Source organism: Nostoc sp. (assembly GCF_041747015.1).
Taxonomy (GTDB): Bacteria; Cyanobacteriota; Cyanobacteriia; order Cyanobacteriales; family Nostocaceae; genus Nostoc.
Genome location: NZ_JBGTFY010000375.1, coordinates 1 through 17,523, shown reverse-complemented (window position 1 = coordinate 17,523; position 17,523 = coordinate 1). Strand labels below are relative to the sequence as shown.

Sequence of the window (17,523 nt, the reverse complement as noted above, 5' to 3'; positions counted from 1 at the left end):
ACCTTTACACGGGCCGTTGATTGGAATTGTTGGGCGATTGCAACGATGGAAAGGAATGCACGTACTGGTGCAGGCAATGCCTAAAATTTTACAGAAGTATCCTGATGCTCATTGTGTAGTGGTTGGCGGTAAGCACGATTTTGAACCGGATTATGAGGACTTTTTAAAAGCAGAAATTGCCGTCTTGAATTTGAAAGAGCAAGTAATTATGGCTGGGCTACAGCGTAATATCCCTGAGTGGGTACAGGCGATGGATGTATTTGTTCATGCATCAGATAAAGAGCCGTTTGGGATTGTAATTATTGAGGCGATGGCACTGGGTAAACCTGTGATTGCTGGCAATGCAGGGGGACCGACAGAGATTATAACAGATGGGATGAATGGACTATTAACACCTTACGGCTATGCGGAGAAATTAGCGATCGCAATTCTCCGCTATCTTGACGAGCAAGAATTTGCCCAAAGTGCAGGAATGGCTGCACGACAACGCGCCCTCGATTTCTCAACGCAGAATTATGCCCAAAACTTTATTAATGCAATTCGTTCTGTCATACCAAGCGTTTCCTAGAGGGAATGAAACGGTAAACTTCTTGCAAAAGTCAATTTTATGAACATTAAACTACAGATTTACATCGATTATCGAATAATTCTTTTGGAGATAGCGACTTTTTCGCCTGTAATGTCACATTTCACTTTGCTAGTCTCATCAGCAAATTTACCAAAAAATTGTTCTTTAGTCTTCTTGAGGTCGTCCTGAACTGCATTTCGACAAGCCTCAAAGAATTCTTGATATAGTGACTTTCCTCTTGCGGCTATAGCTGTTGGGTAGCAGAAGTCAGTCTTACTGCCATCTTCACGCTCTATCCAGAAACAACTTGTAGGCATATCGGTTCTATCCTTATAGAAGCGCTTTACACCACATCCAATCTTTTTGTCAGCTTCAGGATGACGCTCAATGAGGGCGAGAAGCATTTCATGATCATCAGTAGTGGTCTAGCCCTTGTCATTGGGGATTGGTCGTTAATGGGGAAGCTTTCTAACTTCTATTTTATAGACATTTTAATTTCTGCTATGAAAGTAGCGGAAGAACCAGATTTTTTAGAAGGAAAGGGTTGCAGAGAAAATGTTTGTTCGTTCATTTCATGTCTTTAATAATATTACGAATTTGCTTTTCTTGAGATTCAATACTTTCGGTAAGCTTAAACTGAACGATCGCTCTTGCCAAGTTATGTTCTGGGTACTTGACTTTAAAGTAGACATTCCCTGCTAAATAATCAGCAAAAAATCTCAGTCCTAATTCAAAGGCAATGAGACGAATGGCATCATATATGTATGCATAATCATTCTCGGTAAGAAATGCTTTTGCCACAGCGAGATAACCTTTCAAAATTCCTTGGCAAAGGTCGGTATCAAAATAAACACTTTCCCACTGCTCAGTTTCTTCACCAGCCGGATTGCAACCCGATCGCAAGCAATCGCCAATATCGTAATGTACCAGACCGGGTTTAACGGTGTCGAGGTCTATGACGCTGACAGCTTGCTGGGTAGCAGTGTCAAACATGATATTGTTGATTTTTGGATCGCCATGCATTAAACGCAGAGGTAGCTTGCCTTCAGCTTTGGCATTTTCTAGGATATGTGCAAACGTTTGGCGATCGCTAACAAACTGCAAGCAATAATTAACTTCAGGAGATTGACGCGCACTATTTTTTGCTAGAACTTCCTGGTAATGCTGGAGATAAAGCGGTGTAATATGGAACCCTTGCAGGGTGTCAGCGAGTTTTTCTGGTGGCAAATCGCTAATTAGATTGTGGAACATCCCCAAGGCAAAACCGATTTCTGGCGCGTATGAGCGATCGCGCATACTATCAAAAGACTGGGAACCTTCAATAAAGCTAATCGCTCGCCAAAAGCAGCCGTTAGCATCTCTCCAGTGGTCTTGAGCATCCTTGGTCAACAGTACACGCGGGACTTCCCAGCGACGGCTGAGGCGAGTGCATTGTAACCGTTTGTGAATATGCTCTGTGAAGGTACGCATATTCTGCATAATCAATTGGGGCTGACGAAACACCTGAGTATTGATGCGTTGCAGGACAAAATGTTCTTCTTCTGAAGAATCTAGAGTTACTAAGAATGTATCATTGATATTACCACTTCCAAACGCTTGAACGTCTGTAACCTTCCCCCATTGGGCGAATTGGTCAGCGATCGCAATTAGATTTTCTGCGCCCTGTGGATTAAATTCTTCTATCATGTTTGTGTTTGGTCTGGACTACTCCTCACGTACATTGCACAAAGGCAATTTTGCTAGTTAATGACTTTCTAGACTATCGACTATACATAACATCCGATCGCAAGACATACTTTCGTCCCTGGATAATAGTAGCGCCTTCATGTACTAGTTCGTGAACAAAACATAAAGCCATACCTGTGACTGGAAGCACGGCTAGATTAGATAAATCTTCGTAATATTCAGGAAGATAAAAGCGGGTTTCGCCATCTTCAAAGCCTTCATTCAGATAAATCATGAAAGTCAACCGATTTAATTCTACTTTCAGGTGTATTTTTTCTACCCAGTTCTAAAAATTAGACTGCTAATTTCAGCCGTTCGAGCTTTTTGCTCGGAGTTCCAGGCTTTTTACTCGGAGTTCCAAGCTTTTTACTCGGAGTTCCGAGCTTTTTACTCGGAGTTCCAGGCTTTTTACTCGAAGTTCCAGGCTTTTTACTCAAAGCTCCAGGCTTTTTACTCGAAGCACCGAGTCCAGATTAGAAATCTTCCCATTAAAAAGAGAATCCGCCTTATAAAAATGTTGTTTGATTGGCGATCGCTAATCATTATTTGCCATTGAGCCGATTTCTGTCAACTTTATCAACCCTCCTGCCTACTTCAAATCAACACTCCAGCAATACAAGCAGTGATGAATCCCGCTAACAATCCACCAATCATTGACCTTACACCCATGCGAGCTAAATCATGCTGGCGATTCGGTGCTATCCCAGTAATGCCGCCAATAGTAATGCCAATTGAACCTATATTTGCAAAGTTACATAATGCATAAGTCGCAATAATTACTGCGCGTTGGGAAATTTTTCCACTTTCCATTAGTGCCTTTAAATCTAAAAAAGCAATAAACTCATTGAGAATTGTCTTTGTACCCAATAAAGCCCCGACTTGCCGACAATCAGCCCAAGGTACGCCCATCAGCCACGCCACGGGAGCCATGAGAAAAGACAAAATCCACTGTAATGATAGCTGCTGTAAGCCCACAAATGCCCCCAACCATCCCAGCAGCGCATTTAGAGCGGCTAATAATCCCAAAAAAGCAATAATTATCACCCCAACATTAACTGCTAACTTTACGCCGTCAATTGCTCCAGTAGTAGCAGCATCAATTACGTTTACATAATTGTTTTCTACATTCGCTTTTACCTTACCAGCCGTCTCTGAGACTTCTGTTTCTGGGTACAGCAATTTTGATACCACCAACGATGTCGGGGCAGTCATAAAGAAAGCAGCAATTAGGTGTTCTGCTGGTATGCCAAAAGAAAGATACGCTCCTAATACTCCGCCTGCAATTGTGGCAAAACCACTCGTCATCACGGCATGGAGTTCCGATTGCGTCATGTTCGCTATATAAGGTTTAACCATCAACACCGACTCTGTGGGGCCCAAAAAGATATTACCTGCACAGGATAAAGATTCAGAACCCGATGTTTTCATCGTCTTCATCATTACCCATGCCATCACATTTACTACTCGCTGTAAAATGCCGTAGTAATACAAAATGCTGATGAAGGTAGAGAAAAAGATAATTGTGGGCAGCACTTGGAAGGCAAAGAAGTGATCCTTAAAATTTTCTCCAAAGACAAATTTGGCACCGACATCAGAAAATGCTAAAAATTGGCTGACAAAATCTCCCAGAGATTTAAACACATTTAAACCCCAGGGAGTTTTAAGAATTATTAGTGCAAATGCAAATTCTAATCCCAAACCCCACGCCACCATTCGCCAACGCACTGCACGACGATTCACAGAGAAAGCGTAGGATATGCTCAGAAAAACTAAGATTCCCAACGCAGAAATGGCGCGTTCCATATTTGCTCCCAAAAAGGTATCGCTAAGGCACTTGGTCACAAAGCATACACAAAAATACGCCTTTTTTATGGCTTTTTAGTCAATTACTAAAGTTTTGCTGCTGTTAAGAAGAAGAAAACCTTGATACAGATAGATTTCTCGTAGGGGCATGGCAATGCCCATAGGTGTCAACTTAACGTAAAAGCTTACTCTGATAAGAAGAGTGAAAATTTTTCCATGTACCGCCGAGCTTTTTGATCCCCCCTAACCCACGCCAGTCACTCATGGGGGAAACCCCCTCTGAGCGACTGGCTCCCCTTAAAAAAGGGGGAACTAGAATCTTGTGTCCCCTTTTTAAGGGGGTTGGGGGATCTAAAACGACGATAAATTCTAGTGTTTGAGCTTAAGTTGACACCAATGGGCAATGCCATGCCCCTACCAACGTATTTGTATCATTATTAAAGTGAAATGGTATTAGCGATCGCACGTCACGTCAAATTATTGGAGAAAAATCTCTGTACAGGCAGAAGGTGCAGAATTTGTGATTCAGATTCCAATTTAAAAGCGCTGCAAAATTGATAGCTGGGCAGGCAGGACTTCGGCGTGAGCGCTCAGTCGAAGGTTGCCCGCCCCACAGGAGTCTTGCTTTAAACGTGTCTGTCGATTAAATTATCTTGGCAGTCCGCAGACCGAACAGCAGACCGACAGATAAACCAAAAAACAAAGCCAAGAAGAGGATATAAGCTATCACTGCAAACATTTATCTTTCTCCACAATACATACTTTCTGAATCTATTGAATCATTAGTTGCTGGGCATTGGGTATTGGTTATTCCCTTTGTCCCCCTCATCCCCTCATCACCCAGATTGCGATAGAATACAGCCCACAGGCGCTAGTTTAGGGTTGGGTAATGACTTCTGTAATTAATGTAAATCTGCCAGAGCAGTCTTATGAGATTGCAATCGCACCTTCGAGTTTAGATCAACTGGGTCAACACATGACCAGTCTAGAGCTAGGCAAGAAGGTACTGCTGGTTTCTAATCCGACGATTTTTAAGCATTATGGGGAAAGAGCGATAACTTCGCTAACATCTGCTGGATTTGAAGTTGCTAGCTGTAGCCTACCACCTGGTGAACGCTACAAAACCCTCAATTCCATCCAGAAACTCTACGATGTCGCCTTAGAAAACCGCCTAGAACGTTCTTCTACTATGGTGGCTTTGGGCGGAGGTGTAATTGGCGATATGACTGGCTTTGCAGCCGCAACTTGGCTGCGCGGCATTAATGTTGTTCAAGTGCCTACCTCTCTGTTGGCAATGGTAGATTCGGCAATTGGTGGCAAAACCGGCGTGAATCATCCCCACGGCAAAAACTTGATTGGGGCATTCCATCAACCGCGTCTAGTGTTAATTGACCCAGATGTGTTAAAAACTCTTCCTATGCGCGAGTTTCGAGCCGGAATGGCAGAGGTAATTAAGTACGGTGTAATTTGGGATGCTGAATTGTTTGCCCAGTTGGAAGCGAGTAAACGCCTCGACCAACTCCGCTACGTAAAACCAGACCTGATAACAAATATATTGATGCGCTCTTGTCAAGCTAAAGCCGACGTTGTCAGCAAAGACGAAAAAGAAGGTGGATTACGGGCGATTCTCAATTATGGACATACTATCGGTCATGCCGTGGAAAGTTTGACTGGTTATCGTCTAGTGAATCACGGTGAAGCTGTTGCCATTGGCATGGTAGCAGCCGGGCAAATTGCTGTGGATTTGGGAATGTGGCAAAAGGAAGACACGGAACGTCAAAACGCTTTAATTCAAAAAACGGGTTTACCGACTCAATTACCTGCTGGGGTAGATATTGAGGCAATTATTGAAGCATTGCAGTTAGATAAAAAAGTCAAAGCGGGAAAAGTGCGGTTTGTTTTACCAACAGAGATTGGTGTAGTGACAGTTACCGATGAAGTGCCATCGGATATCGTTCGGCAAGTGTTGCAGGGAATGCAAACAATTTGAAGAAGAATTCAGGAGTCAGAATGGGCTAATCGCCCCGCTATCGCTAACAGAAGTCAGAATTAAAATTAGTTGCTCTGTCCTTCAATTACGAATTACCAATTATTCAGTCATGATACTCCAAGCGAATAATCAATTGACCTTGCAAGAGTTTCTAAATCTTCCACCAGGTGAGGGAGATATAACCTATGAACTTGTTAATGCTCAGGCAATTCCTAAGATGTCACCAAAAAAATTCCACTCTAAACTTACCCGCGCCCTTCTCAATTTGATTGAGCAGTGGTGTGAAGGTAAAGGAGAAGTTTGCCCAGAATTAGCTGTGGCATTAACCCGTCGAGGGCGAGATTGGATGCCAATACCGGATATTTTATATATTTCTAATGAACGTTTACCCCATGATTGGGATCAAGAAGGAGCGTGTTCTGTTCCTCCTGATTTGGTAATTGAGATTATTTCACCCGGACAAACCTTTGGACAAATGGCGGCTAAAGCCAAAGACTATTTGGATGCTAAGGTGCTGCGGGTGTGGGTATTAGATAGTAAAGCCAGAAGCATCACTGTTTTTTATCCAGATGCAGCACCACAAACTTATATGGGAGAAGAATTACTCCAAGATTCTCTATTTGAGGGACTGGAATTTACTGTTGAGCAGGTCTTTCAAAAGGCAAAAATACCATTAGATGTCCAATAGCACAATTCGACGCATACAAGAATACACAACTATGATGTTAGGGGTGCAAAATTTAAATCTGTAAAAACCGTAATCAAAATTAGATCAGTAAATCAGGATTTTCAAGTCAATATTATGGAGCAAAGTCAGCCACAACAGCGTCGCGCCGCTGATCAAGTGTTTGAAGAATCCCTTGAGCAGCTGGAGGATATCTTACAAGAAAGTTCAGCAGAGGAAGAGGAGATCCCGCAACTGTATACTAGTAGTGTTAATGAAGTCGAACTCGCTCAAGACTTGACAACTATTGATTTAGCGGCTCTTGAGGATGCAGTTGCTGATATTGAACAATTTCTCGAAGAAAGAAAAAAAACGAAATAAAAATTATGAGTTATGAGTTCTAAATTTTAACTCCTAATTCTTGACTCATTTGCCGCCGAGCTTCGTACAACATTAAAGCAGCTGCGATCGCCACATTCACAGATTCCACCCCAGGACTCAAAGGAATTCTTACTTGCTTATCTGCGATCGCTGCTAAATCTACTGACAAACCAGCACCTTCATTTCCTAGTAAAATCAGACTGGGTTTTCGCCAGTCTACCTCCCAATAAGTTAAAGCCGCGCTGGGTAAGGTTGCTACTACCTGCATTCCTGCCTGCTGACTTTGTTGCACTGTCACTTTTAAATCTTCGGTTACAGCCGTTGCTAGGCGAAACCATTGCCCCGCAGAAGCCCGTAAAACTTTAGGACTGTCTAAATCTACACTATCTCCACTTACCCACAACCCCGATGCCCCAGCGGCCCCAGCTGTGCGGATCATTGTACCCAGGTTGCCCGGATCTTGCACTGTTTCTAAAGCTAGCACTAAACCAGTAAAAGGCAATTGACTTTGGCGATTGTTTCGTTTTGCCGTTGCTACTACACCATCGGGTTGGACTGTGGTTGCGATCGCATCCAAGACTTCTTTACTCACAATTTCGGCGCGATCGCATTGGTTACAAGCTTCTGACCACAGGGAGGAATGGGCTGCTTGCCAATCTGGGGTACAACACACTGTTTCTAGTGGGTAATTCACCGCACAAGCTTCCTCTAATAGGTGAGTCCCTTCCAACAAAAATAACTGCTGCTTGTGCCGCTCTTTAGTAGAGTGCAGTTTGCGGATTTGTTTTACTAAGGAATTTTGTAAACTGGTCAACATCTAAATAGTTTTGAGTGCTGAGTACCTAGTGCTGAGTTTTTTCCTTCTCAGGACTCATAACTCGGCACTCAGTACTGTTTATGCGGAACCCGGGACTTGAACCCGGAAGCCTTGCGGCACTAGAACCTGAATCTAGCGCGTCTGCCATTCCGCCAGTTCCGCTGGCAATTGTTCTTATCCACAATTTCTCATTATTGCGTAATTTCTTAACTTTGTCAAGTGCAATGTATAACGCCTCGTGAAGAATATCGGACTAAAACGAGTTTTTAAGGAGATAGGTCAAATAAAAATATTAACTGAACAGTACACCATTGATTTTTAGAGAATACCCAAGTTATTTTACTGAGTATTTAATTTTGCTTTAAATTACTAATTAGTCATTCTTTTTTGTTAAATTTTTTAAAAGCTCGAAAACCTTGCTCTTGCTCATTTTCAGCCTTTAATTTTTATCTAAAACACAACTTTTATATGCAAGATGTTGCTCTAAAACGTGGACAAATAGAATCTTTAATGTAGAATCAAAACCAACTTCAAACATATAAAATACGTATTACTTTTGGAGGTAGGCTTATTAATCCTTCTACCAGCTTACCAGATGCCAAATTTGCTCCCGAAGCAGACTCCTCAGTCTTGCAAATTTGGGGTGGGCATCCTTTGCGAGGTCATGTGAAAATTAGCGGGGCAAAAAATGCAGCACTGGTAATCATGGCTGGAGCCTTGCTGTGTCCGGGTGATTGTCGCATCCGCAATGTCCCTCTATTAGCGGATGTAGAGCGGATGGCTCAGGTATTATCGGCTTTGGGTGTACGTTTAACGCGGCAAGGCGATATTTTAGACATCAACGCCAGCGAAATTAAAACATCAAAAGCTCCTTACGAACTAGTTACCCAGTTGAGGGCGAGTTTTTTTGCCATTGGTGCCATTCTGGCCAGATTGGGAGTAGCGCAGATGCCCTTACCAGGAGGTTGTGCTATTGGGGCAAGACCAGTTGACTTGCACGTTCGGGGACTGCAAGCAATGGGAGCTGAGGTGCAGATTGAGCATGGCATCTGTAATGCCTACGTCCCTGGCCACAACCGGAGATTAAAAGGGGCGAAGATTTACTTAGATATCGCCAGCGTTGGAGCGACGGAAAACTTGATGATGGCGGCTACCCTGGCAGAAGGCGAAACGATCATTGAAAATGCTGCCAGAGAACCGGAAGTAGTCGATTTGGCTAACTTCTGTAACGCGATGGGAGCAAAGATTAAGGGGGCAGGGACTAGCCGGATTATTATTGAAGGAGTCCCTAAGTTGCATTCTGTTGACTACACCATTATTCCCGATCGCATAGAGGCCGGGACGTTTTTGTTAGCAGCAGCAATTACCCGCTCAGAACTTCTCCTCTCGCCAGTGGCTCCAGAACATCTTGTACCAGTGATTGCCAAGCTGCGGGATATTGGGGTGACAATAATTGAGGAAGAGCCTGAATACTTACGCATTCTGCCAACGGAAATTCTCAAGGCAACGGATATTGAAACTCAATACCATCCAGGTTTTCCCACAGATATGCAAGCGCCGTTCATGGCTTTGCTAACATTGGCGGAAGGCGATAGTGTGATTAACGAATCCGTCTTTGAAAATCGCTTGCGTCATGCCTCAGAGTTAAATCGCTTGGGGGCAGATATTCGGGTCAAAGGCAACACTGCTTTCGTCCGGGGAGTACCAAAATTGTCTGGCGCACCAGTATTAGGCACAGACTTACGAGCATCGGCAGCGCTAGTCATAGCAGGACTGGCGGCGGAAGGACAAACCACAATTCAGGGATTACAGCACCTCGATCGCGGCTATGATCGACTTGATGTAAAGTTGCAGCAATTGGGGGCTAAAATCCTGCGCGTGGCCGAAGAATCAGCAGATACCGAAATCGCTCGCAGCATCAATCAGTAACCTGTAAAGTTGAAATTGATCAGTTGAGACTGAGGTGGTGACACCAGGATAAGGGGGACAAAGTAAATTTTTTCTTTTGTCTCCCCCTGCTCCCCTGGATAGGTAAGTAGGTAATAGCCACCCGACTTAATCGTTATACTAGCTGTGGAAGGCTGTTTATCTAACCAGCCAAATTCCATAGTTTTGTTTTTTATAGCTTGCTGCACCATGTCCTTCCTCAAAACTCCGCTGATTGGTTTAAAAGCTGACTCATTTCGTCATCCATTAGACCTGGAAGCTACCAAAACGCTCAAGCAAATACCTGGCATAGATTTGATGGTGCGGAATTTGCTCGGGCCAATGGCAGAGCAGGTTTTCTATGTAGAAAATATTGCGTCCAGCATTCTGGTGGGTGAAAAGCAACTGCCTGATTTATACAATCTGTTGTTAGAAGCCTGCAAAATCCTGGATATAGAACCTCCTCAGTTGTACGTCCGGCAGCATCCGGCTCCGAACGCCTATACTTTTGCTGTGCGAGGTAAGCAGCCATTTGTTGTGCTTCACACATCCCTGATTGATATCCTCACACCAGAAGAAATACAGGCAGTAATTGCCCACGAGTTAGGACATCTCAAGTGTGACCACAGTGTTTACTTGACTCCTGTAAATTTATTAATATTAGCTGCGGCAGTTGTGCCCAATATTGGAGGCTTCATTGCCCAAGCAATACAGGCACAACTTTTAGAATGGGTACGTTGTGCTGAGTTTACCTGCGATCGCGCCGCATTACTAGCAACCCAAGACCCCAAAGTTGTCATGTCAGTGTTGATGAAGTTGGCTGGTGGTTCTCCCACCTTAGCGCCACAACTAAATCTCGATGCCTTTGTTGCCCAAGCCCGCGCTTACGATGATATCAGCAAGACTGAACTGGGTGAAATGGTCAAAGTTGCCCGCACAGCCCAATTAACTCATCCAGTGCCAGTGCTGCGGGCGCGAGAAATTGACCGCTGGGCAAGTAGCACAGAATATCAATCTTTAATTCAAGGTCACGGGCTTAAGTCTACTAATGATGATGAAGTTGCAATCAAAGGCGGTTGGCGCAATTGGTAGAGCAAAAACTAACAATGATTAGTTATGACTAAAAATGTTGCAGAAGTCTTGGAAGCCCTAAAAAACATGACGACTGAAGAACGTTTGCAAGTTATTGAAATAGCATCAAAGTTAATTCGTGAAGAAATTGCTGCCAAACCGCAAGTTACTCTCCAAAAAGAACTGAGTTTAGCTGAAGTTGCTGAGGTTATGCGTTCTTTTTACGAACTAGGAAGTGAATTAGTAATTTTCGCTGACAAACAGACAGAAGACTTATATTGCATTAATTAATGTATTCGTCAATAATTTTACAGGAATGCGATGTTTGGCGACAAGCCCTCCGGGTTCAGCAGTCCCTCATGGGGGAAACCCCCAAGACCGCGCTGCTTCACCGCTTTGCGTTTACGCACTCATGTAAAATACTGGTACAGCCAAAAAATTAGCTAATGACCAGGTTTCCCTACGACCAGTTTGCAAAAGACTACCTTAAAGAATTGTTACAACCACTAGGACAAGTGGAAACAAGTCGGAAAGTTACGGCTGAAATCCGGGAGATTGATGTATATTTTGCACCTTCACCCCCATCGACAAGCGATAAAATAGAATTAGGATTATTAGGAAAGTTTGCGGCTGAACCTGCATTAATTGAACCATTTAGGAATGCGGCTACAGTTTCAGAAATTCGCAGTTGTATAAACAAGCTATTTGATATATTTGCTGATTTAAAACGTCAAACCAAAGGTGATAAAAAGCGGATTACAGAATCAGAATTACCACGGTTATGGATTTTTTCACCTACAGCTTCTGAATCTATATTGGACGGTTTTAGAACTAGCTTAGATGAAGAAAATTGGGGAGTAGGAGTCCATTTTTTAGGCGATTATTTGAGAACAGCAATTGTGATAATTCACAAATTACCATGTACGGCAGAAACACTATGGTTGAGAATTTTAGGTAAGGGAAGAGTTCAGCAACAAGCGATAGATGAACTAGAAGCACTTCCCCAAAATAATCTCTTGCGTTCTAAAGCAATTGATTTATTATTGAGTTTAAAGACTACGTTAGAACTCAATCAAAATATAGACAAGGAGGATAGAGATTTAATTATGCGCTTATCGCCTATTTACGAACAAAAATTAGCAGAAGCCAAACAAGAAGGAATCCGAGAAGGAATTCAAGAAGGAATCCAAGAAGGAATCCAAGAAGGAATCCAAGCAGAGCGTCGTACTGTTATAGAGAATTTGTTGCGAGTTCGGTTTGGTTCTTTAGATGCAGAACTGAGAAGAATTATTAAACCTTTATTGGCACTATCTCCAGAGGAATTTACTCCTTTATTATTGCAACTATCTCAAGAAGAATTATTGAATAGGTTCAATTAGAAAAACTCAGTCGAAGAGACTGTATTCTGCACGTTTAGTAATAAATTGATGATTACTGGAGCTTTATGAATCGGACAATTGGATTAAAAAATATCCCCTTGATTAACCCACATCCGTTACCATGACAGTTGTACCCAATAGCGATCGCTTTCAACCCATTAACCTTTTTGAGTATGAAAAACTAGCAAAAGAGCATCTGTCTCAAATGACACTTGATTACTATAGCAGTGGTGCTTGGGATGAAATCACATTGCGGGATAATCGTGCTGCTTTTGAGCGAGTCAAGCTGCGGCCTCGGATATTAGTCGATGTCAGCAATTGCAATCTAACTACCTCCATTTTAGGACAACCCCTACAACTACCTTTGTTGATTGCGCCGATGGCTTTCCAGTGTCTAGCCCATCCAGACGGAGAAGTAGCCACGGCTCTAGCTGCGGCATCAGCTGGTGTGGGCATGGTGTTAAGTACAATGGCAACAAAAAGCATTGAAGAAGTAGCGACTACCTGTGACAAATTTCCAAATTCTCTGCGATGGTTCCAGCTTTACATCCATAAAGACCGAGAATTAACTCGTGCTTTGGTAGAAAAAGCCTACAAAGCAGGCTACAAAGCACTCTGTTTGACTGTAGATGCACCTGTTCTCGGACAGCGAGAGAGAGATAGACGTAACGAGTTTGCCTTAACACCAGACTTACATCTGGCTAATCTCGCCACCATCTCAGGACTAGATATTTCCCATGAAAAAGGTGAATCTGGGTTATTTACCTATTTTGCCCAACAGTTAAACCCAGCAGTAACTTGGCGTGATTTGGAATGGTTAGAGTCTTTATCTCCACTACCTTTAGTACTCAAAGGAATTTTACGCCCAGATGATGCTGTACGGGCTGTAGAATATGGAGCCAAAGCAATTGTTGTTTCCAATCATGGGGGCAGACAACTCGACGGTGCGATCGCCTCTTTAGATGCTTTAGCTGAAATAGTACCAGCAGTAGATGGTAAAATAGAGATACTGTTAGATGGAGGTATCCGTAGGGGTACAGACATTCTTAAAGCTCTGGCATTAGGAGCAAAAGCGGTACTCATCGGACGACCTATTTTGTGGGGATTAGCGGTAGGAGGACAAATTGGTGTGTCCCATGTCATTTCACTACTACAAGATGAGTTAAATCTAGGAATGGCACTTAGCGGCTGTGCCAAGTTACAGGATATTGACCCTAGTTTATTGGCACTCCCACGCTTTTAAGCCATCGGATTTTAAAATCAATAAGATAAAATAATTATCCAGTAAATCTCTATAGTAGGCATAGATCACTATTCTGAGCCATAGCAAGTAAAGAAGTAAAGATTCTGAATGCACACACTGTCTCATCTCAAAGCCTAAAAATGCTTGTGAGCTAGACGATAGAGCCATACAGTATATTTGCTCAATTAATTTAAAAGCTATTATTCCAGCAAAACTTTTAAAATAACTTTTTAGACTTGTCACAATACCACTCAATAGAGTATAGTAGTAAAGTTGGATATAAGGGCGGGTGGCGGAATTGGTAGACGCACCACACTCAAAATGTGGCGGCCTTGCGGTCATAGGAGTTCGATTCTCCTCCTGCCCACTATATAAAAGCTTAAATAGTAAGATATTTAGTGGGGATATTCTCTATTTGGACTATTTGTGGTAATTATAAAAAATATTTTATTAAAAGCATAATTTAATTTTTACGAGTGTAGATATTCCATAAATGTCTTAAATTACTTAAGAGCAAATATAAAATACAACAGAGGTTAAAGATTATGCGCCTGAAAAGATGGGAATCTCCCCGTAAAGAAGGCAGGAATGAGAAAGGTAGAGGCGGTTCTGCAAGGAAGAGGCAACTCAAAAAGCAAAGGCAGATGTTACGGCAAAAATTTAAGGAAGCTAACAAACCAAACAATAACAGAAATAATGTAACGGGGGAAGATAAGGTTATCTTCCCCTTATTTTTTAAGTTTTCCTTTCATAAAAAATATAATTTATAGATTTATCAGTATATAGTATAAATTAAATATGTAATAAATTTTAAAATCATCAGAAAAAATTATTAGCTTATTCTTCAAATTATTATATTTTGAATCAAACCTCTTAAGCGCATACTTACGTATCAAAATCAGTAGACTGACTGCCTAGTATTTTGCTTTGCTACGTAATTTCTTGTAGCAAAAACAACGCAGTACAATACGTTTTTACTAGAAATTTATCGCAATTGTAATGCTTGGATGAACTAACCAAAAATTAATTATGAAGGAAGTATGAATTTTGCCAAACAGCGTCTGAAATCCCTTGCTTAAAACAGTAAACTAAGACACAGCACTAGATTACTATAGTATTACCAGGAAAACTAAAATCTACTAAGAAGGCAATTGCACGTCCATATGCTAACTTCCAACGATGACAGAATCCTCCAAAAAATTAGGAGTCATCTAATCTGAATTCTTCAATATTCGGAATGGTCTAAGTAATCTATGGATTCTTTTCTTCGACATAGGAGTTATTTATAGTGGCAATAGTGCTTCTACCTACTAAAAAGGTGCTTGATTTTCCCATTACTGCTTTACGTTTTGATGACCAGGTACAAACAATAGTCAAGTGGGCGAGTAGACGTGAGAGTAAAAGTGTATATGTAGCCAATGTACATATGCTTATTGAGGCTCATTGGGAACCAGAATTTGCTAACGTGTTACGAAATGCAGATATAGTTACTCCTGATGGTATGCCTCTGGTATGGATGATGCGGAAAATGGGAGCGTTTTGCCAAGACCGTGTTGCGGGGATGGATATTTTCCTATCATTGTGTCAACTAACTCAAACACAAAATTTCAGTGTTTTCTTTCTAGGTTCCCAAACAGAAATCCTTTCTAAGATGCGAAGCCGATTAGAGCATGAATTTCCTCAGTTGAAAATTGCGGCGATGGAGCCTCTACCCTTTCGTCCCCTGACTGAAATTGAAGACGAAGCTTTGGTTGAAAAGATTAACTCTAGTGGTGCCGGCGCTGTCTTAGTATCTCTGGGATGTCCAAAACAAGAAAATTGGATAGCTCAACATAAGGGTAAGATACAAGCTGTAATGATTGGACTGGGTGGAGTTTTTCCAGTTTATGCAGGAATCCGCAAACGCGCACCCCGTATAGTTAGAGACTTAGGACTTGAATGGCTGTATCGATGGATTCAAGAACCACGACGACTTTGTGGGCGCTATGCTAAAACCATTCCACTCTTTATTTGGCTGGCTACTAAGCAACTACTATCATCAAATCGTATAGCATCGGTCTTCCTTCAAGACACTGCGGATTAAGCAAAAGGAATATGTATTCTGTATAACACAACACTGTTGGTACAAACGTCAACTGTGATAATCAAAAAACTTAATATTGTTTTAATAAAATAATTATTAAAGTTATATCCCATCCAAAGCCTAAAAATCTAAGTAACAGGACATTTTGTGTAAAAATCTAATAGGCTCATCAATAAATTTTCTGCTGAGAGTACCTTGAATAGCTAGCAATTTGCAAAAAGATTGTGGTAAGCTCTTCTGGGAGTAATTACTTAGCAGAAAGAGGAGTTTTTGAGATATTACACTAATCGTAATCATATATAGTTTATGGGCTATTTTTGCAGTCAGAAACTTTAACAGAACTTAAAACAAATAGGGTGGGACTGACTGAGGTAAAAAAATAATCCAGCTACCCTAAACTGTGAGGATCAAAGCTACATACTTTAGATGGTTTATCGGTAAACTCTTAATTGAATCACCTCAAAATTCGTCAAATTTACGACAAAAAGCTGTCAAATTAACACTAGACTCATAGTTTATCAGAGAGAGCAAAAATGAAAATCGGAATTCTAACTTTTCACCATATAGATAATTATGGAGCAACATTGCAAGCTTATGCTCTCTGGAGTTTTCTTAACAGTCAAGGCTATGATGTTGAAATAATAGATTATCGGCCTTTTAAGATAGCATGGATGTATTTTAAGTCTTTACTTCCGATGAAAAAGGTAAAATCTAGCATTAATGAAAGCAAAAAAATTCGGATTAATGAAAAATCGATCATCTATACTTCAAGAGGTTGGAAAACGAGACGGTTCCTACTTTCTCATGTTAAATTAAGTCAGAGGAAAGTTTATGATAAAAACAGTTTGAAATACTATCAGGACAAGTATGATTTAATAATATGTGGCAGTGACCAAATATGGTGTCTAGATTCTTTTAGAGGATATAATTCTTCTTTCTTCTTGGATTTTGTTAACAATAAAACTACTCGTAAGATGAGTTATGCAGCAAGTTTTGGTAACACCATAAAATTAGGAGATTATCAAAAAGAAATATATACCTTGATTAATCAGTTTCAAACTATTTTAGTTCGTGATTCTAATAGTTTAAAAATTATTGCCAGCGAATGCAATAAAGAAGCTAAAAAGGTTTTAGATCCAACTTTTCTAATTAAGTATGATGCACTTAAAAATCCTCCAAAAATAAAAGATAAATATCTTTTATTATATGTTCAAGCTGAGGTAGAAGCAGAAGAGGAAGATTTTATCAAATTACTCGCACAAGATCAAAACCTCACTATAGTTTCAGCTGGTAACTATAATAAATTAGCGCAAATAAATCTAGAAACTGCTAGTCCACAAGAATGGATTGGATTATATAGCCAAGCATCTTACATCATAACTAATACTTATCACGGTACTGTTTTTTCTATTATTTTTCAAAAGCTTTTCACTGCATTTGTTCCTAGTGATAAATCGAATAAAGTAACAGACTTGCTTACTGATCTAGGTTTGAAAAACCGTATATTTTCAGGTAAGCTAAAACCTCAAGTACTTAACGAGGAAATCTTTGATATTGACTATAAATCAGTATCTAGTATTCTAGAATTAAAGATATTGGAATCAAAAAAGTATTTAGTCGAAGCGATTTTGCAAGGAGCAATCGATATGTAGAAGTAAGGCTCAATGCGATAACGTGTTTGGACTTAGGAATTTTGGGCTGTGTCATACCTCCAGTACTCATTTTACTTAAATTCTATACTTTTGCAGTTTTTACTATTTGTGGATGAGTAATAATACTCATGGCATGAGAAGAGGATTTCTTTAAAAACTAGTTCACTAACGCGTCGGACTAGTTATTTTTTTTACATAACTAGGTTGTTTCACACTTAATA

18 protein-coding genes and 2 tRNA genes are annotated in these 17,523 nt (G+C 41.0%); 12 read left to right on the top strand and 8 right to left on the bottom strand.

Annotated elements, in window-relative coordinates:
- A partial coding sequence (locus tag ACEW80_RS29740; RefSeq protein ID WP_373530055.1) for a glycosyltransferase family 4 protein occupies positions 1-568 on the top strand: 568 nt, incomplete at its 5' end.
- Positions 569-636: 68 nt separating this feature from the next.
- On the opposite strand, the gene ACEW80_RS29735 is transcribed toward ACEW80_RS29740, so the two are convergent.
- The 5 genes from ACEW80_RS29735 to ACEW80_RS29715 all read right to left on the bottom strand — a co-directional run bounded on the left by ACEW80_RS29735 (position 637) and on the right by ACEW80_RS29715 (position 4,835).
- Entirely contained in the window at positions 637-972 is a 336-nt protein-coding gene (locus ACEW80_RS29735) for a DCL family protein (protein ID WP_373530054.1), read from the bottom strand.
- Positions 973-1,135: 163 nt separating this feature from the next.
- Positions 1,136-2,254, bottom strand: a complete 1,119-nt coding sequence (locus ACEW80_RS29730) for a phosphotransferase enzyme family protein (protein ID WP_373530053.1) — start codon at positions 2,252-2,254, stop codon at positions 1,136-1,138.
- A gap of 73 nt (positions 2,255-2,327) precedes the next feature.
- Positions 2,328-2,528, bottom strand: a complete 201-nt coding sequence (locus ACEW80_RS29725; RefSeq protein WP_373530052.1) for a hypothetical protein — start codon at positions 2,526-2,528, stop codon at positions 2,328-2,330.
- A gap of 359 nt (positions 2,529-2,887) precedes the next feature.
- Positions 2,888-4,096 carry a NupC/NupG family nucleoside CNT transporter gene (locus tag ACEW80_RS29720; protein ID WP_373530058.1) on the bottom strand — a complete coding sequence of 403 codons (1,209 nt, stop codon included), beginning with the start codon at positions 4,094-4,096 and terminating at the stop codon, positions 2,888-2,890.
- A 643-nt stretch (positions 4,097-4,739) separates the two neighbouring features.
- The gene (locus ACEW80_RS29715; protein WP_373530051.1) at positions 4,740-4,835 is read right to left on the bottom strand and encodes a cytochrome b6-f complex subunit PetL; all 96 of its coding nucleotides are present in this window, start codon (positions 4,833-4,835) and stop codon (positions 4,740-4,742) included.
- 150 nt (positions 4,836-4,985) lie between these two features.
- Between ACEW80_RS29715 and aroB the strand changes: the two genes are divergently transcribed.
- The 3 genes from aroB to ACEW80_RS29700 all read left to right on the top strand — a co-directional run bounded on the left by aroB (position 4,986) and on the right by ACEW80_RS29700 (position 7,131).
- Positions 4,986-6,086, top strand: a complete 1,101-nt coding sequence (aroB, locus tag ACEW80_RS29710; RefSeq protein ID WP_373530050.1) for a 3-dehydroquinate synthase — start codon at positions 4,986-4,988, stop codon at positions 6,084-6,086.
- 109 nt (positions 6,087-6,195) lie between these two features.
- Complete coding sequence (locus ACEW80_RS29705; protein ID WP_373530049.1) at positions 6,196-6,774, top strand: Uma2 family endonuclease; 579 nt, start codon at positions 6,196-6,198, stop codon at positions 6,772-6,774.
- A 114-nt stretch (positions 6,775-6,888) separates the two neighbouring features.
- The gene (locus ACEW80_RS29700; RefSeq protein ID WP_373530048.1) at positions 6,889-7,131 is read left to right on the top strand and encodes a hypothetical protein; all 243 of its coding nucleotides are present in this window, start codon (positions 6,889-6,891) and stop codon (positions 7,129-7,131) included.
- 19 nt (positions 7,132-7,150) lie between these two features.
- Here the strand turns inward: ACEW80_RS29700 and ACEW80_RS29695 are convergent, their stop codons facing one another.
- Both ACEW80_RS29695 and ACEW80_RS29690 read right to left on the bottom strand, forming a co-directional pair.
- Positions 7,151-7,948, bottom strand: coding sequence for a TrmH family RNA methyltransferase (locus ACEW80_RS29695; protein ID WP_373530047.1), 798 nt, complete (start codon positions 7,946-7,948; stop codon positions 7,151-7,153).
- Between the two features lie 81 nt (positions 7,949-8,029).
- Positions 8,030-8,110: transfer RNA gene (locus tag ACEW80_RS29690), tRNA-Leu, on the bottom strand.
- Between the two features lie 408 nt (positions 8,111-8,518).
- On the opposite strand from ACEW80_RS29690, the gene murA reads away from it, so the two are divergent.
- Positions 8,519-9,877 (top strand): UDP-N-acetylglucosamine 1-carboxyvinyltransferase, encoded by a 1,359-nt coding sequence (gene murA / locus ACEW80_RS29685; RefSeq protein WP_373530057.1) that lies wholly within the window; start codon positions 8,519-8,521, stop codon positions 9,875-9,877.
- Here the strand turns inward: murA and ACEW80_RS29680 are convergent.
- Positions 9,871-10,086, bottom strand: coding sequence for a hypothetical protein (locus tag ACEW80_RS29680; protein WP_373530046.1), 216 nt, complete (start codon positions 10,084-10,086; stop codon positions 9,871-9,873). The genes murA and ACEW80_RS29680 overlap by 7 nt on opposite strands.
- Between ACEW80_RS29680 and ACEW80_RS29675 the strand changes: the two genes are divergently transcribed.
- From ACEW80_RS29675 to ACEW80_RS29645, 7 genes are all read left to right on the top strand, one after another.
- A complete protein-coding gene (locus ACEW80_RS29675; protein ID WP_373530045.1) occupies positions 10,085-10,966 on the top strand; it encodes a M48 family metallopeptidase in 882 nt (293 codons plus the stop codon). The two genes, ACEW80_RS29680 and ACEW80_RS29675, sit on opposite strands and share 2 nt — an antisense overlap.
- Positions 10,967-10,990: 24 nt before the next feature.
- On the top strand, positions 10,991-11,236 hold the full coding sequence (locus ACEW80_RS29670; protein WP_373530044.1) for a hypothetical protein: 246 nt from the start codon (positions 10,991-10,993) through the stop codon (positions 11,234-11,236).
- A 155-nt stretch (positions 11,237-11,391) separates the two neighbouring features.
- Positions 11,392-12,324 (top strand): hypothetical protein, encoded by a 933-nt coding sequence (locus tag ACEW80_RS29665; protein WP_373530043.1) that lies wholly within the window; start codon positions 11,392-11,394, stop codon positions 12,322-12,324.
- Positions 12,325-12,445: 121 nt separating this feature from the next.
- Entirely contained in the window at positions 12,446-13,567 is a 1,122-nt protein-coding gene (locus ACEW80_RS29660; RefSeq protein WP_373530042.1) for an alpha-hydroxy acid oxidase, read from the top strand.
- 283 nt (positions 13,568-13,850) lie between these two features.
- Positions 13,851-13,934: transfer RNA gene (locus ACEW80_RS29655), tRNA-Leu, on the top strand.
- Positions 13,935-14,852: 918 nt separating this feature from the next.
- The gene (locus tag ACEW80_RS29650; RefSeq protein ID WP_373530056.1) at positions 14,853-15,650 is read left to right on the top strand and encodes a WecB/TagA/CpsF family glycosyltransferase; all 798 of its coding nucleotides are present in this window, start codon (positions 14,853-14,855) and stop codon (positions 15,648-15,650) included.
- 533 nt (positions 15,651-16,183) lie between these two features.
- Positions 16,184-17,302 (top strand): polysaccharide pyruvyl transferase family protein, encoded by a 1,119-nt coding sequence (locus ACEW80_RS29645; RefSeq protein ID WP_373530041.1) that lies wholly within the window; start codon positions 16,184-16,186, stop codon positions 17,300-17,302.
- The last annotated feature ends 221 nt before the right edge of the window (positions 17,303-17,523 follow it).